The sequence below is a fragment of the Paraburkholderia solitsugae genome, from assembly GCF_013177695.1.
Lineage (GTDB): Bacteria > Pseudomonadota > Gammaproteobacteria > Burkholderiales > Burkholderiaceae > Paraburkholderia > Paraburkholderia solitsugae.
In genome coordinates this window covers 56583-72020 of the sequence record NZ_WOEY01000153.1, presented here as the reverse complement: position 1 = coordinate 72020, position 15438 = coordinate 56583, and the positions used below count along the sequence as shown (strand labels likewise).

Sequence of the window (15438 nt, the reverse complement as noted above, 5' to 3'; positions counted from 1 at the left end):
ACGCCGCAGGCGCACAGACAAAAGCGCCGCGAAGGCAAAAAAGCAAAGCCCAACGCCGCAGGCATACAGAAGAACAACCGCCGAGCAGGCAAAAAAACAAGCACCCCCACCGCCGGAGGCAAATCCGCACCTTAAACCCCAAATTCCCGCCCATAAGGTCCAACTACTTTGTCGTCGTCAACTCCGTCGATCAGCGACCTTCCGAACAAAACTGAAACGACCTGCATCGAACAGCTGCAAACCCCAGCGCCGCAGGCAAAAACCACCACCCCAACCCCTAGTGCACAGCGCGAAATAAACCGCTAATCTCGATCCCTCACGCCTCCCCAAGGCCGCGCGCAGCGCAAAGAAAAACCCGCAGCGCGAATGAAATGGCCCTAAAAAAGCCAGCCGTGCAACGGCAAAAAGCACCTCGGAGTACCCCTTTGGAAAAGTCAGCATCTCCTGAAGACTGGATCACCCGCAGCCTGCGTGCCGTCTGGCACCCCTGCACCCAGATGAAACACCACGAGCGCCTGCCGCTGATCCCGGTCGCACGAGGCCAGGGCGCGTGGCTCTACGATCGCGCGAACAACCGGTATCTGGACGCGATCAGCTCCTGGTGGGTCAACCTGTTTGGTCATGCCAATCCTCGTATCAATGCAGCGTTGAAAGACCAGCTCGACACGCTCGAACACGCCATGCTCGCCGGCTGCACACACGAGCCAGCCATCGAACTCGCGGAGCGTCTTGGCGCACTCACGAACAACACGCTCGGCCACGCGTTCTTCGCGTCCGATGGCGCATCCGCCGTCGAAATCGCGTTGAAGATGAGCTTCCACTCGTGGCGCAATCGCGGCTTCGCCGACAAGCAGGAATTCGTCTGCGTCGCCAACAGCTATCACGGCGAAACCATCGGCGCGCTCGGCGTCACCGATGTCGCGCTCTTCAAAGACGCCTACGATCCGCTGATCCGCAACGCACATGTCGTTGCATCGCCCGATGCGCGCCTCGCGCAACCAGGTGAAAGCGCAGTCGATGTGTCGCGCCGCGCACTCGATCAAGTTCGCTCGTTGTTCGAAGCACGCGCCTCGAAAATCTCCGCGCTGATCGTCGAGCCGCTCGTGCAATGCGCGGCCGGCATGGCGATGCACGATCCGTCGTATATCGCCGGATTGCGCGCGCTCTGCGATCAGTACGGCGTGCATCTGATCGCCGATGAAATCGCCGTAGGTTGCGGTCGCACGGGTACGTTCTTCGCGTGCGAACAAGCCGGCATCTGGCCGGACTTCCTGTGTCTGTCGAAAGGCATCAGCGGCGGCTATCTGCCGCTCTCGATCGTGCTGTCGCGCGATGAAATTTTCGAAGCCTTCTATCACGACGATACCGCGCGTGGCTTCCTGCACTCGCATTCGTACACGGGCAATCCGCTCGCGTGCCGCGCAGCGCTCGCCACGCTCGATCTCTTCGCAAGCGACAACGTGCTCGCCGTCAACATGCAGAAATCCGCGAAGCTGAAGGCCGCGCTCGCGCCGCTCGCCGAACATAAGCAGGTGCGCAATCTGCGTCAGTGCGGCACGATCTTCGCGTTCGATGCAGTGATCGACGACGCTCAGCAAGCCAAAACATTCTCGCGCCGCTTCTTCGAAAACGCGTTGCAGCGCGAACTGCTGCTGCGTCCGATTTCGACGACGGTCTATCTGATGCCCCCCTACATCCTGGACGACGAAGAAATCGCGCTGCTCGCCTCGCGCACTCGCGACACCTTCGAAGCAACGCTCGCGGAGACCCGCTAATGCACCTGCTCGACACACTCACAGAAGGCCTCAAGGAAATCGACGCGCGCGGTCTGCGCCGCCGTCGCCGTATCGCCGACACGCCGTGCGCCGCGCACATGACGGTCGACGGCCGCGCGATCATCGGCTTCGCAAGTAACGACTATCTGGGCCTTGCCGCGCATCCGCAACTGATCGCCGCCATCGCCGAAGGTGCGCAGCGCTACGGCGCCGGCAGCGGCGGTTCGCATCTGCTAGGCGGCCACTCGCGCGCGCATGCGCAGCTCGAGGACGATCTGGCTGAATTCGCTGGCGGCTTCGTCGACAATGCGCGCGCGCTCTACTTCAGCACCGGCTACATGGCGAATCTCGCGACGCTCACCGCGCTCGCAGGCCGCGGCACGACGCTCTTCTCCGATGCGCTGAATCACGCGTCGCTGATCGACGGCGCGCGTTTGTCTCGCGCTGAAGTGCAGATCTATCCGCACTGCGATACGGAAGCGTTGAGCGCGATGCTCGAGGCCTCGGACGCCGAAGTCAAAGTGATCGTCTCCGATACGGTATTCAGTATGGACGGCGATATCGCGCCCCTGCCGCGTCTGCTCGAACTCGCGGAACAGCATGGCGCATGGCTGATCGTCGACGACGCGCACGGTTTCGGCGTGCTCGGCCCGCAAGGCCGCGGCGCAATCGCCCAGGCCGCATTGCGCTCGCCGAATCTGATTTCGATCGGCACGCTCGGTAAAGCGGCAGGCGTATCGGGCGCATTCGTCGTCGCGCATGAGACCGTGATCGAATGGCTCGTGCAGCGCGCGCGACCGTACATTTTCACGACCGCGTCGGTGCCGGCGGCGGCGCATGCGGTGTCGGCGAGTCTGCGCATCATCGGCGGCGACGAAGGTGACGCGCGGCGCGCCCATCTCCAGCAACTGATCGAACGCACGCGCGCAATGCTAAAAGCGACGCCATGGCTGCCGGTCGATTCGCACACCGCCGTGCAACCGCTGATCATCGGCGCGAACGAAGCCACACTCGACATCGCCGCCACGCTCGACCGTGCGGGTCTCTGGGTACCGGCGATCCGTCCGCCGACCGTCCCCACTGGTACGTCGCGGCTGCGCATTTCGCTTTCTGCCGCGCATTCGCAAGCGGATCTGGACCGGCTCGAAGCGGGCTTGCAACAACTCGGGGCGAAGGCGGCATGAGTAGCTCGAGTCAAAGCGCGCTGTCTCTATTCGTCACCGGCACCGATACGGAAATCGGCAAGACCTTTGTATCCTCGGCGCTTTTGCGCGGTTTCGTCCGCGAAGGCCTGCAAGCCGCCGCGATGAAGCCGATCGCCGCGGGCGCGTTCGAGATGAACGGCGTGTTGCATAACGAAGACGCCGATCAACTCGATGCCGCGTCGAGCGTGTTGCTGCCGCCGGCAATTCGCACGCCGTATCTGCTGAAAGAACCAGCCGCGCCGCACATCGCCGCCGCGCTGGAAAACGTCACGTTCGATCTCGACCATATCGTCGATTGCCACACGCAAGCTCTGAAGCAAGCCGACATCGTTGTGGTTGAAGGCGTCGGCGGCTTTCGCGTGCCGCTGACCGCCACGCAGGACACCGCCGATCTCGCCGTCGCGCTGAAGCTGCCAGTCGTGCTGGTGGTCGGCATGCGCCTCGGTTGCATCAGCCACGCGCTGCTCACCGCCGAAGCCATCGCCGCGCGTGGGCTGACGCTTGCGGGTTGGGTGGCCAACCGCGTCGATCCGGACATGACGTTCCCCGACGAAAACATCGCCTCGATTCGCGAGCATCTTGCGCGCGAACACGACGCCCCCTTGCTCGGCATCGTGCCGCATTTGAAACCGGCTTCGCCCGAACTCGCGGCGGATCAACTCGACATCAACCGACTCCTGCAGACGCTGCGTCACACGCAGCGCTGAACACCCATTACATCCATCCATGAGGATTGACGACATGACGCAACTGAACATCGCTCCGACGCCAGCCGACACGGCCGCCGCCAACAACAACGCAGCAGCAGGTACCAAGCCGATGGCCAAGTGGCGCGTCGCAGACATCGTCGCGTTGTACGAACTGCCGTTCAACGACCTGATGTTCCGCGCGCAGCAAACTCATCGCGAACATTTCGACGCCAACACCGTGCAACTGTCGACGCTTCTGTCGATCAAGACCGGCGGTTGTGAAGAAGATTGCGCGTACTGTCCGCAGTCGGTGCATCACGACACCGGCCTGCAAGCCGACAAGCTGATGCCGGTCGATGAAGTATTGGCTGCCGCTAAGGTCGCCAAGGAAAACGGCGCGACGCGTTTCTGCATGGGCGCGGCGTGGCGCAATCCGAAGGACCGTCACCTCGAACCGATCAAGGACATGATCCGCGGCGTGAAGGCGATGGGCCTCGAGACCTGCGTGACGCTCGGCATGCTGGAAACACATCAGGCACAAGGTCTGCGCGAAGCGGGCCTCGACTACTACAACCACAACCTCGATACGTCGCCGGAGTTCTACGGCCAGATCATTTCGACGCGCACGTATCAGGACCGTCTCGACACGCTGGAACGCGTGCGCGATGCGGGCATCAACGTGTGCTGCGGCGGTATTGTCGGTCTGGGCGAATCGCGCCGTGAGCGCGCCGGCCTGATCGCGCAACTGGCGAACATGGAGCCGTATCCGGAATCAGTGCCCATCAACAACCTGGTCCAAGTGGAAGGCACGCCGCTAACCGGCACCGAAGCGATCGATCCGTTCGAATTCGTCCGTACGATTGCAGTTGCACGCATCACCATGCCGCGCGCGATGGTGCGTCTGTCGGCAGGTCGCGAACAGATGGACGAAGCGTTGCAGGCCTTGTGCTTCCTCGCCGGCGCGAACTCGATTTTCTACGGCGATCAGTTGCTGACTACCAGCAACCCGCAAGCGGAAGCAGACCGCAAGCTGCTCGAACGCCTCGGTATTCGCGCGGAAGCGGCGCAGCAGATGCCGCTGGATCAAAGCGGTTGCGAGCATAGCTGCGATAAGCACGCTGCGCCGAACTAAAGAACCGGACGTTCAGCAGCGTAGCAAGTACGCGCAATAAAAAAGGCCGCCTCGGAAATGCGCTGCACCCGAATCGTTGGACGAATGTCCAACTTTTTAGAGTGCCGTTCAGAAACGAGGCGGCCTTTCTACTTCTAAGGCAGCGCTTTACTTCTTATCCACGATGATCTGATCGAACGTCCCACCGTCGGAGAAATGCGTTTGCTGCGCTTTCTGCCAGTTGCCGAACATCTCTTCGACGGTGAAGGTCTTGATCGGCTTGAACTCAGCCGCGTGCTTCGCGAGCACGTTCTTATCGCGCGGACGCAGATGATGCTGCGCAATGATTTCCTGCGCGGCCGGCGACCATAGATAGTCGAGATACGCCTGCGCTTCCTTGCGCGTGCCGCGCTTGTCGACCACCTTGTCGACGAGCGACACCGGCGGTGCGGCCAGCAAGCTCACCGACGGATATACCGCTTCGAAATTGCCCGCGCCCACACCCGTGTCGATCAACGACACTTCGTTTTCGAACGTCACCAGCACGTCACCGATACCGCGTTGCGTGAAAGTCGTCGTCGCACCGCGGCCGCCCGTATCGAGCACCGGCACGTTCTTAAAGATCGCCTTTTCGAAGTCGAGCGCCTGGGCATCGGTGCCGCCGTGTTGCTTGCGATAACCCCATGCAGCCAGATACGTGTAGCGGCCGTTACCCGAGGTCTTCGGATTGGCGATCACCACTTGCACGCCGGGTTTGGCGAGGTCGTCCCAGTCCTTGATGTGCTTCGGATTGCCCTTGCGCACGAGGAACACCATCGTCGTGGTGTACGGAGCGCTGTCGTCCGGCAGACGCGCGCGCCAGTTGGCGGGTACCAGTTGGCCCTTTTCGGCGAGCAGGTCGATGTCGTTCGGCTGGTTCATCGTCACGACGTCAGCCTGCAGCCCTTGCAACACCGACAGCGCCTGCGCGCTCGACGCGCCATGCGACTGGCGAATCGACACGGTCTCGCCGCTCTTCTGCTTGTATGCCGTGGCGAAGCCGGCGTTGATGTCCTTGTACAGTTCGCGCGTCACGTCGTACGACACATTGAGCAGCGACGTGTCTGCGTGTGCCGTCGAGATGCCGCCGAGCGCGAGCGTCATTGCCGTCATGCCGGCTGCCAGCCAGCGCGATGTCCCCGCCTTGCCTGCCATCCTGTCCCCGCCTATCGATGATGAAAATCTGTGGCCGCACAAACGAGCGGCGTGAAGCGGGATTCTAACGGATTGCTTACTTGTTCACTCACATTCGATTACGCGCTCAGCTATGTGTCTGGTTACTTGATCGCCCGCACTGCGATTGATGCCCAAACGCCGGGTGAAACACTCAAACGAACGCGTGCTGCGCGACCTCGAACGCCTCCTCGCGAAAGCGCAGCGGCGCCGCGCAATGCACCAGCGTGTCGACGAAATATTTGGCACGCGGCCACGGGCCGAATCCCGCCGCGGTGTTGATGTGTCCCGCGTCGCCGAGATTCACGAACGCGCTGCCGAAACGCTGCGCGAGATCGCGTGAACCGGCGAGCGGCATCCACGGGTCGGTTTCACTGCCGATCAGAATCGACGGCACGCCGAGACGCCGCGCGTCGAACGGTCCGGCGAAAGCGAATTTCTCCGGGCTCGCGGGCGCGACGAACAGCACGCCGACGACATCGTTCGCATACGACGCCTGCTGCAGTGCATGCGCGGTCGCAAGGCAACCGAAGCTATGGGCGGCCAGCACGAACGGCCCACGTTCGCGCGCGAGCAGATCGCGCAGCGACCTCGCCCAGACAGCGACGTCCGGGGCATCCCAGTCGGCCTGTTCGACGCGCAACGAGCGTGCGAATTGCCGTTCGAGCCATGTTTGCCAGTGCGCGCCCTCGCTGCCGTGCAGGCCGGGAACGGTAACGAGCCGCGGCGGCCATGTCGATTTGGTGCATGAAAGCATGTCAGTCCCTCGCTGCCGGAATCCGGACAGTGATTGTCCCGCCGGGCGCCGCAAGGGCGAACCAAGTTTTTGTGCTTTGTTTATGGGGCAAATGCACGGCCGATCGCTTCGCCCGGCCGAGCCAGAGGCTCAGGCCTAAACCGCACGCCCGTGCGCAAACGCGCGCGATTCGCGTCGAAAAAGTAGAATGAAGCCTATCCATAAAAGGAGGAGGCCCCATGCCGCAAACGTCGTCTGAAGCGCCACGGGCGTTGCAGCCGTTCTATCGGGCCTCTCCCGTCATCCGACTCGACAACGCGCGCGCCTTCCGGACCGTATGAAAATCCTCTTCTACATGCCGCATGCCGACGCCACCGCGTGGCTTCACGACTTCGCCCGCGTGCTGCCGGAAGCCGAACTGCGCGAATGGCAGACGGGCGACACCGAACCAGCCGATTTCGCGGTCGTGTGGCGCCCGCCGCGCGAGATGCTGGCCAGCCGCGACGGCCTGCGTGCGATCTTCAATCTCGGCGCGGGCGTCGATGCAATCCTCGCGCTCGAACACGAGCAACCCGGCACGTTGCCGCGCAGCGCCCAGTTGATCCGGCTCGAAGACACCGGCATGGCCCTGCAAATGGCCGAGTACGTGACGCATGCCGTGCTGCGCTACCTGCGCCGTTTCGACGAATACCAGACGCTGCAAAGCGAACGCCGCTGGGAAGTGCTCGATCCGCACCCACGCGAGACCTTCACCGTCGGCGTGCTCGGGCTTGGTGTGCTCGGCGCGCATGTCGCGCAAGCGGTCGCGGCGTTTGGAATGCCGGTGCGCGGATATAGCCGCAGTGCGCGGCAAATCGATGGCATCACGACATTTGCTGGCGTTGCACAGTTCGACGCGTTTCTCGACGGCGTGAAAGTGCTGGTGAATCTGCTGCCGCATACGCCGGATACGGGCGACGTGCTGAACCAGCACACCTTCTCGAAGCTCGCGAAGGGTGCGTATCTGATCAACGTCGCACGCGGCGGCCATCTGGTCGAACAGGATCTGCTCGAAGCGCTCGCTAGCGGCCAGCTCGCCGCCGCGACGCTCGACGTATTCCGTGAAGAACCGCTGCCGCCCGATCATCTGTTCTGGCAGGAGCCGCGCATCACGATCACGCCGCACATGTCCGCGCTCACGTTGCGCGAAGAGAGCGTCGCGCAGGTCGCACAGAAAATGTCGGCGCTGATGCGCGGCGAAGCGGTAAGCGGCGTGGTCGATATTGAACGTGGATACTGAGCGCGGATACTGAACACAGACATCGAGCACGGGTTTTGAACACCGCCACCGAATCAAACTGAGCAACTGAAGGAGCGCCGCCACGCGCGGGCTCATTGCGTGGGACCGGAGTAACGCGCTAAAGCGCAAACTCCGATGGACAGCTTTGCATGGGACCGGAGTAAGCGCTAAAGCGCAAACTCCGGTCGACACAGGAGAGACATCATGGCCTTGCCCCAAAGCGTCAAAATCGTCGAAGTCGGTCCGCGTGACGGACTGCAGAACGAGAAGGAATTCGTCCCCACCGCCGTCAAGATCGACTTGATCAACCGCTTGTCGGCAGCGGGGTTCCGTAACGTCGAAGCGGCGTCGTTTGTGTCGCCGAAATGGGTGCCGCAGATGGCCGACGGCGCCGACGTCATGGCCGGCATCGAGCGCCGCGCCGGCACGATCTACTCGGTGCTGACGCCGAATCTGCGCGGTTTCGAGGGCGCGCTCGCGGCGCGCGCGGACGAGATCGTGATCTTCGGCGCGGCCAGCGAAGCGTTCTCGCAGAAGAACATCAATTGCAGCATCGCGGAAAGCATCGATCGATTCGCGCCCGTCGCGCAGGCTGCGAAGGAACATGGCTTGCGAATTCGCGGCAGCGTGTCGTGTGCGCTTGGTTGTCCGTATCAAGGCGAGGTGCCGGTGGCCTCGGTGGTCGATGTGGTGGAGCGTTTCGCGGCCCTGGGCTGCGATGAGATCGATATTGCGGACACGATCGGCGTCGGCACGCCGAAGCGCACGCGCGAAGTCTTCGAGGCGGTCACCCGGGTGTTTCCGCGCGAACGTCTGTCGGGGCACTTTCACGACACCTACGGTCAGGCGCTCGCGAATATCTACGCCGCGTTGCAGGAAGGCATCGAGATTTACCACGCCTCCGTGTCAGGGCTCGGCGGCTGTCCGTATGCGAAGGGCGCGACCGGCAACGTAGCGACCGAGGATGTGCTGTATCTGATGAATGGCCTCGGCATCGAGACCGGCATCGATCTCGCGCAAGTCGTGGCGATCGGCGATTTCATTTCGACATCGATCGGCAAGCCTAACGTCTCGCGCGCCGGCAAGGCACTGCTCGCCAAAGCACGCAGCGAACAAGGCGACTGCGTCTGACGGTCGCCGCTCATCCTGCCAATATTTGAGGACCTGAAACGATGACGGACCACGCTTCTCTCGATTCCGACGATCTCGCCGCCTTGCCTGACTCCGCGCGCCGCGTCGCCCAGTTGTTGCGTGAACGCGGCCACGCGGGACGAATCGTAATGCTGCCGGAAACCGGCAAGACTTCCGCGGAAGCGGCAGCTGGTCTCGGCTGCTCGGTTGCGCAGATCGCCAAATCGATCCTGTTTCGCCGCCGCAAAGACGATGTCCCGGTACTGGTGGTCGCGAGCGGCGCGAATCGCGTCGACGAAAAGAAGGTCGCGGCGCAAGTCGGCGAGATCGGCCGCGCGGATGCGAAGTTCGTGCGCGAGAAAACCGGTTATGCGATCGGCGGCGTGTGCCCGATCGGTCACGCCACGAAACCGATCACGCTGATCGATGCCGATCTGCTGGAACTCGACAGCCTGTGGGCCGCCGCGGGCCATCCGCATGCGGTGTTCAATCTGACGGCGCAGGAACTGATTGCGTTGACGGGTGCACCGGTGGTCGACGTGGCGCTGCGCGAGACGGCGTGAAGCTATGACAGCGGGCATCGATAACGAAGACGACGAGGCTGCCGTGCCGTCACCCTGCATCAGCGTGTGCAAGATGGACGCCTCGACCGGCTGGTGCGAAGGCTGCTTGCGCACGATCGACGAGATCGCCGGCTGGTCGTCGTTCGACGACGACGCGAAGCGCGCCGTCTGGGATGCAATCGAGGAACGCCACGCTGAGTTCATGGCAAAACAGGCGAACCCGGCGAAGGCGCAGCGATGAACGCCGCGCCGCGCATCGTGACGATCGGCGAGACGTTCAGCTCGACATTGGCGCTATCGGCGGAATCGGTGAAATCGTTCGCCACGCTCGTCAACGACTTCAACCCGCTGCATCACGACGACACCTATGCCGCGCAAAGCCGCTTCGGGGGTTTGATCGCATCCGGCACGCAACCGACCGCGTATTTCATGTCGCTCCTGGCGACGCATTTTTCGACCTACGCGCAGCCGCTCGGACTCGAGTTCGATATCAAGCTGAAGAAAGCGGTCCATGCGAACGATACGCTGACGATCACCTGGCGTGTGCGCAACGCGTACTGGAAGCCAAGTCTGAACGGCGATCTGACGCATCTGGAGGGAAGCGTGGTAAATCAGCGCGGCGAGACGATGTTGACCGGCACCTCGACAATCCTGGTGATGCCGAAACCCGAAGCATCGGCGAATTCAAACGCGGACACTAACGCGGACACAAGCGCACCATGATCACGCTACCAGAATCGATCCGAGTCTTCGAACGCGGCTGGCTGTCGTCGAACAACGTGCTGCTGGTCGACGACACGTGTGCCGCCCTCGTCGATACCGGTTACGCGACGCATGCGCCACAAACCGTCGCGCTGGTGCTGCAATCGCTCGGCGCGCGACCGCTAGATCTGATCGTCAACACACATCTGCATTCGGATCACTGCGGCGGCAACGCGCTATTGCAGTCGGCGTGGCCGTGCCGTACCGCGATTCCCGCATCCGAGGCCGACGCGGTACGCCATTGGGACGAAACGCGTCTGACGTTTCGCGCCACCGGCCAGCGCTGCGAGCGTTTCACCTTCACTGAGACGATCTCGCCCGGCGCGCAGCTGCGGCTCGGCGCGCTCGATTGGCAAGTGCTCGGCGCTCCGGGTCACGATCCGCATTCGTTGATGCTGTATTGCGAGGACGAACGCATCCTGATCAGCGCGGACGCGCTGTGGGAAAACGGTTTCGGTGTGATCTTTCCCGAGTTGGAAGGTGAAAGCGGTTTCGCCGAGGAGCAGGCGGTGCTCGAAGCCATTGCGAAGCTCGACGTCCGGCTCGTGATTCCCGGCCATGGCTCGCCCTTCACGAATGTCGAGCAGGCGCTTGAGCGGGCGTTTTCACGCGTCGCGTGGCTACGCGCCGATCCGGCGCGTAATGCGAAGAATGCGCTGAAGGTGTTGATTGTATTCAAGCTGCTCGAAGTCCGCGCGATGAGCTTCAACACGTTGCTTCAGATGCTCGACGATGCCGCCGCGATGCACGCCGCCGCCGCGATGCTCAAGCCGCGAGGCGAATGGTCCACCTTGGTGCACACGATCGTGGAGGAGTTGGCGGCCAAAACCGGGCCATTGGAGATCGATGGCGAGCGCGTCGTCGCACGCCAGGCTTGACGCGCGCCGCGCAGGCGGTCGGGTGGCAAGCGGCGTACGACACGCACAACACCTAAAGCGTCGCCACAAAAAGAAAACCGCTCGACCATCAAGGCGAGCGGCGGAAATTCTGTCGGACGTGATCAGCGTCGGGGTGAATGATACGCGCACCGGTTTTTTGACCGCATCAGTGGTTTCCCTACAAAAGCTTGACGCTGCCTTTTAAACCTGTATACAGGCCACGCTACGAAGCCTCGTAGTCGTGCGGGCTGACCATCATTGCTCATTGACACAAACAAGGCAGCGCGCCGGTTGCTCCGGAATCCATACTATTGCCGGCCGGTTGACCGGCACTTCAATCACTAGGTCGAGGACAGACGTTTCTGCGGCACGATCCGCCAGCCGAGATTCACGCCTGCGGCCGCGAGCAGGATCAGCACCGCACCGAGCACCTGAATCCACGCAAGCTTCTGCCCGAACGCGGCCCGGTCAACGATGATCGCCACCACCGGATAGATGAACGACAACGCACCGGTCATCGAGGTCGGCAGTTTCTGGATCGCGCCGTAGAGCAGCACATACATGAGCCCCGTGTTGACAATACCGAGCACGATCAACTCAAGCCAGTGCACGCCGCTAGTCGGTAGCGCATCGAAGCGCACGAACGGCGCCAGCATCACGACACCGAGCAATACCTGGATCAGCGCAATCAGATGCGGCGGCGTGCCCTTCAGGCGCTTCGTGATGATCGACGAGACCGCGTACATCGCCGCCGCGCCCACGGCATAGGCGACACCGGTCAGATATTGACCCGGCACGGCCAGCACCGCGGGCTCGACCTTCACCACGAACACGAGGCCAATAAACGCGATCACCAGCCAGGCCACCGTCGACGCGCTGATGCGCTCACGAAACACCAGCGCGCCGAGCGCGACCAGCATGAACGGCTGCGTGTTGTAGACGGCGGTTGCCATCGAGATCGAGGCGCGCGAATAAGCCGCGAACAGCAACACCCAGTTGATGACGATCGCCGCGCCGCCGAGCAGCGCGAGGCCGAGCATCTTCCACGAAAAGAGCTTGCGCCTGAACAGGCCGAGCACGGCGCACACAAGCGCCAGCGTCGCGCCGCCGAAGATGCACCGAAAGAACACCACATTGAACGGGCTCTGCTGCGACGACACCACCAGCCAGCCGATGGTGCCGGACATTAGCATGGCCATGGTCATTTCCGCCGCGCCGCGGCGAATCTCATTTGACGCCATGATTCGATCCTCGAATTGATTGCTGCATGAGGAGCAGTGTAATTAATTCGACCGATCGAATACATGGCTAAACTTAAGTCTTCCCACGAGGAAACCTAATAATCGAAGGCCACCATGACCAAACGCCTTGCTCCCGTCACGCCCGCCACACTCGACGAAACCGACCGCGCACTGCTCGCCGCGCTGGCGGCGGACGCCCGCCAGCCGGTCAGTGAACTGGCGCGCCTGGTTGGCCTGTCGGCGCCGAGTACCGCCGAACGCGTCCGAAGGCTCGAAGCCCAAGGCGTGATCGAGCGCTTCACCGTGCAGATCGATCCGCGCGCGCTCGGCTTCACGCTACAGGCAATCGTGCGCGTGAAGCCCTTGCCAGGGCAGTTGCATCTGGTGGAAGACGTGATCCGGCGGATTCCGGAGTTTGTTGAATGCGACAAGGTAACGGGCGACGACTGCTTCATCTGCCGCCTGTATCTGCATTCGATCGACCAGCTCGACGAGATTCTGGCGAAGATCACCGAGCGCGCGGAGACCAGCACGGCAATCGTCAAGTCGACGCCGATTGCGCGCCGCTTGCCACCGCTAGGCTAAGCAAAAAAACGCGCGGCCGCACCGCCTCGCGCCGGAACGAGCGGCGGCCGCATTGCGGATGAACGAAACCCCTTACTGCTCTACCGCTTCGAAGAACGACAGCATTTCCGCGACCAGTTCGTCTGGCGCCTCTTCAGGAATGTAATGCCCGCACGACAATGAACGCCCGCTCACGTCCCGCGCGACGTGGCGCCATTCCTCCAGCGCGTCGAAGCACTTCTCGATCACCCCCTTGTCTCCCCACAGCACACGCAGCGGACAGCCGACCTTGTGGCCGCGCTCGATGTCGACACGGTCGTGCTCGAGGTCGATGCTCGCCGACGCCCGGTAGTCCTCGCACATCGCATGCACGGCGCCGGGTTGCGCCAGCGCGCTGCGATACGCGTCAAGCGCTTCGGGCGCGAACGGCGCCAGGCCCGCGTGACGGCTGCCCATCACCGCATCGACATACGCAGCCGGGTTCGCGCCAACCAGCGTCTCCGGCAGCGGCTCCGGCTGGATCAGGAAAAACCAGTGGAAGTAATACGTCGCGAAGGCGCGGTCGGTGGCTTCGTACATCGCGAGCGTCGGTGCGATGTCGAGCAGCATCAACCGCTCGACGGCATCGGCATGATCGAGCGCCATCCGGTGCGCGACCCGGGCGCCGCGATCATGCGCGCACACCAGGAATCGTTCGAAGCCGAAGTGGCGCATCACGGCGACCTGATCGGCCGCCATCGCGCGTTTGGAATAAGGAGTGTGATCGGCGTCGCTTGGTGGTTTGCCCGAGGCGCCATAGCCGCGCAAGTCGGTGGCGATGACCGTGAAATGTTCGGCCAGTTGCGCGGCACACCGCTCCCAGATCAGATGCGACTGCGGGTGACCGTGCAGCAACAGGAGGGGCGGCCCTGCCCCACCCTTCACTCCGAAAATATCGACGTCGCCCACGGCGACGCGAAAGGGCGTGAAATCCTCGAAGGCCATAGCGGGTCTCTTGTCGTTTGGGAGTCAAAGCATTGTAGGAGCCCGATGTGTCGATGCGGGGTGGGATAGCCCACGCAAGCATAGAAACTGAACACTCCTTCCAACTGTTCTAAACGGGCCTAACGAACGCGACCGTCGCGATTCGCCTATAATCGAACGACCGTTCTTAAATTTCGCGTGGTCATGGCAAATGTATGACGAATGCGGGGTGAGATCGTGGCGGCAGCATGACGCTAGTCTGTCTCGACGCACCACCGGCCATGTGCCGCTAAACTCATTATTGCCGGGCGCTCAAGGCCGCACCGGTCCGCTCATCAGGAGACTCGCACCATGGCATTGCCCGCCGTCCTGCAAAAACTCGCGCTGCCCGTCGTCGCTTCGCCGATGTTCATCGTCAGCTATCCCGATCTCGTGTTGGCTCAATGTAAGGCTGGCATCGTCGGCTCGTTCCCCGCGCTGAATGCTCGCCCGGCCGAACTGCTCGACGAATGGCTCACGCAGATTCAGGCAAAGCTCGCCGAACATAAGGCGGCTAACCCCGATGCGATCATCGGACCGATCGCCGTCAACCAGATCGTCCATCAGTCGAATACGCGGCTCGAGCACGACGTGCGTGTGTGCGTCGAACACAAGGTGCCGATTTTCATCACCAGCCTGCGCGCACCGGCGCGTGAGATCGTCGACGCGGTGCATAGCTACGGCGGTATCGTGCTGCACGACGTGATCAACCTGCGGCATGCGCAGAAGGCGCTGGAAGCGGGCGTCGACGGGCTGATCCTGGTGGCGTCGGGTGCCGGCGGCCATGCGGGCACGACCTCGCCGTTCGCGCTGGTCGGCGAAGTGCGGCGCATCTTCGACGGCCCGATCGTGCTGTCCGGCTCGATCGCCAACGGCGGCTCGATTCTCGCCGCGCAGGCCATGGGCGCGGACCTCGCCTACATGGGCACGCGCTTCATCGCGACCCAGGAAGCGCACGCGGTCGACAGCTATAAGCAGGCAATCGTCAATTCCACGGCGTCGGACATCATCTACACGAACCTGTTCACCGGCGTGCACGGCAACTACATCCGCGAAAGTATCCTGAACGCGGGGCTGGACCCGGACGCGCTGCCGGAATCAGACAAGACCGCGATGAACTTCGGCAGCGACAAGGCGAAGGCGTGGAAGGACATCTGGGGCGCAGGTCAGGGCGTCGGCCTGATGGACGACGTGCCGAGCGTCGGCGAGCTGGTTCGGCGTTTGACGAATGAATATAACGACGCGAAAGCGCGGCTCGGCATCGCGCGGTAAATGCCTGGTTAAGACGTT

Annotated in this window: 16 protein-coding genes; 12 read left to right on the top strand and 4 right to left on the bottom strand. The window is 62.6% G+C overall.

Annotation, left to right across the window (positions count from 1 at the left end):
- Positions 1 to 425 precede the first annotated feature (425 nt).
- The 4 genes from bioA to bioB are packed head-to-tail and all read left to right on the top strand — an operon-like array spanning position 426 to position 4801.
- The gene (gene bioA / locus GNZ12_RS38630; RefSeq protein ID WP_172309538.1) at positions 426 to 1775 is read left to right on the top strand and encodes an adenosylmethionine--8-amino-7-oxononanoate transaminase; all 1350 of its coding nucleotides are present in this window, start codon (positions 426 to 428) and stop codon (positions 1773 to 1775) included.
- Complete coding sequence (gene bioF / locus GNZ12_RS38625; RefSeq protein ID WP_172309539.1) at positions 1775 to 2959, top strand: 8-amino-7-oxononanoate synthase; 1185 nt, start codon at positions 1775 to 1777, stop codon at positions 2957 to 2959. Before bioA ends, bioF begins: the two co-directional genes overlap by 1 nt.
- Entirely contained in the window at positions 2956 to 3687 is a 732-nt protein-coding gene (gene bioD / locus GNZ12_RS38620; RefSeq protein ID WP_172309540.1) for a dethiobiotin synthase, read from the top strand. The genes bioF and bioD overlap by 4 nt, the downstream gene beginning before the upstream one ends.
- A 34-nt stretch (positions 3688 to 3721) precedes the next feature.
- Complete coding sequence (bioB, locus tag GNZ12_RS38615; protein ID WP_172309541.1) at positions 3722 to 4801, top strand: biotin synthase BioB; 1080 nt, start codon at positions 3722 to 3724, stop codon at positions 4799 to 4801.
- A 147-nt stretch (positions 4802 to 4948) separates the two neighbouring features.
- Here bioB and GNZ12_RS38610 read toward each other — a convergent pair whose 3' ends face one another.
- Positions 4949 to 5974, bottom strand: a complete 1026-nt coding sequence (locus GNZ12_RS38610; RefSeq protein WP_172309542.1) for a sulfate ABC transporter substrate-binding protein — start codon at positions 5972 to 5974, stop codon at positions 4949 to 4951.
- 172 nt (positions 5975 to 6146) lie between these two features.
- Complete coding sequence (locus GNZ12_RS38605) at positions 6147 to 6749, bottom strand: RBBP9/YdeN family alpha/beta hydrolase (RefSeq protein ID WP_172309543.1); 603 nt, start codon at positions 6747 to 6749, stop codon at positions 6147 to 6149.
- 316 nt (positions 6750 to 7065) lie between these two features.
- On the opposite strand from GNZ12_RS38605, the gene GNZ12_RS38600 reads away from it, so the two are divergent.
- The 6 genes from GNZ12_RS38600 to GNZ12_RS38575 all read left to right on the top strand — a co-directional run bounded on the left by GNZ12_RS38600 (position 7066) and on the right by GNZ12_RS38575 (position 11341).
- The gene (locus GNZ12_RS38600) at positions 7066 to 8007 is read left to right on the top strand and encodes a 2-hydroxyacid dehydrogenase (RefSeq protein WP_172309544.1); all 942 of its coding nucleotides are present in this window, start codon (positions 7066 to 7068) and stop codon (positions 8005 to 8007) included.
- Between the two features lie 204 nt (positions 8008 to 8211).
- Positions 8212 to 9138: a hydroxymethylglutaryl-CoA lyase gene (locus tag GNZ12_RS38595; protein WP_172309545.1), complete on the top strand. Its 927-nt coding sequence runs from the start codon at positions 8212 to 8214 to the stop codon at positions 9136 to 9138.
- 41 nt (positions 9139 to 9179) lie between these two features.
- The gene (locus tag GNZ12_RS38590; RefSeq protein WP_172309546.1) at positions 9180 to 9701 is read left to right on the top strand and encodes a YbaK/EbsC family protein; all 522 of its coding nucleotides are present in this window, start codon (positions 9180 to 9182) and stop codon (positions 9699 to 9701) included.
- Between the two features lie 4 nt (positions 9702 to 9705).
- Complete coding sequence (locus GNZ12_RS38585) at positions 9706 to 9942, top strand: DUF1289 domain-containing protein (protein WP_172309547.1); 237 nt, start codon at positions 9706 to 9708, stop codon at positions 9940 to 9942.
- Positions 9939 to 10424: a MaoC family dehydratase gene (locus GNZ12_RS38580; protein ID WP_172309548.1), complete on the top strand. Its 486-nt coding sequence runs from the start codon at positions 9939 to 9941 to the stop codon at positions 10422 to 10424. The genes GNZ12_RS38585 and GNZ12_RS38580 overlap by 4 nt, the downstream gene beginning before the upstream one ends.
- On the top strand, positions 10421 to 11341 hold the full coding sequence (locus GNZ12_RS38575; RefSeq protein ID WP_172309549.1) for an MBL fold metallo-hydrolase: 921 nt from the start codon (positions 10421 to 10423) through the stop codon (positions 11339 to 11341). The genes GNZ12_RS38580 and GNZ12_RS38575 overlap by 4 nt, the downstream gene beginning before the upstream one ends.
- A 341-nt stretch (positions 11342 to 11682) precedes the next feature.
- Here the strand turns inward: GNZ12_RS38575 and GNZ12_RS38570 are convergent, their stop codons facing one another.
- Positions 11683 to 12582 (bottom strand): DMT family transporter, encoded by a 900-nt coding sequence (locus tag GNZ12_RS38570; protein ID WP_172309550.1) that lies wholly within the window; start codon positions 12580 to 12582, stop codon positions 11683 to 11685.
- 114 nt (positions 12583 to 12696) lie between these two features.
- Between GNZ12_RS38570 and GNZ12_RS38565 the strand changes: the two genes are divergently transcribed.
- Positions 12697 to 13167, top strand: a complete 471-nt coding sequence (locus tag GNZ12_RS38565) for an Lrp/AsnC family transcriptional regulator (protein WP_074285646.1) — start codon at positions 12697 to 12699, stop codon at positions 13165 to 13167.
- 72 nt (positions 13168 to 13239) lie between these two features.
- On the opposite strand, the gene GNZ12_RS38560 is transcribed toward GNZ12_RS38565, so the two are convergent.
- Positions 13240 to 14130, bottom strand: a complete 891-nt coding sequence (locus GNZ12_RS38560; protein WP_172309551.1) for an alpha/beta fold hydrolase — start codon at positions 14128 to 14130, stop codon at positions 13240 to 13242.
- 330 nt (positions 14131 to 14460) lie between these two features.
- On the opposite strand from GNZ12_RS38560, the gene GNZ12_RS38555 reads away from it, so the two are divergent.
- Complete coding sequence (locus GNZ12_RS38555; protein ID WP_172309552.1) at positions 14461 to 15420, top strand: NAD(P)H-dependent flavin oxidoreductase; 960 nt, start codon at positions 14461 to 14463, stop codon at positions 15418 to 15420.
- Positions 15421 to 15438 lie beyond the last annotated feature (18 nt).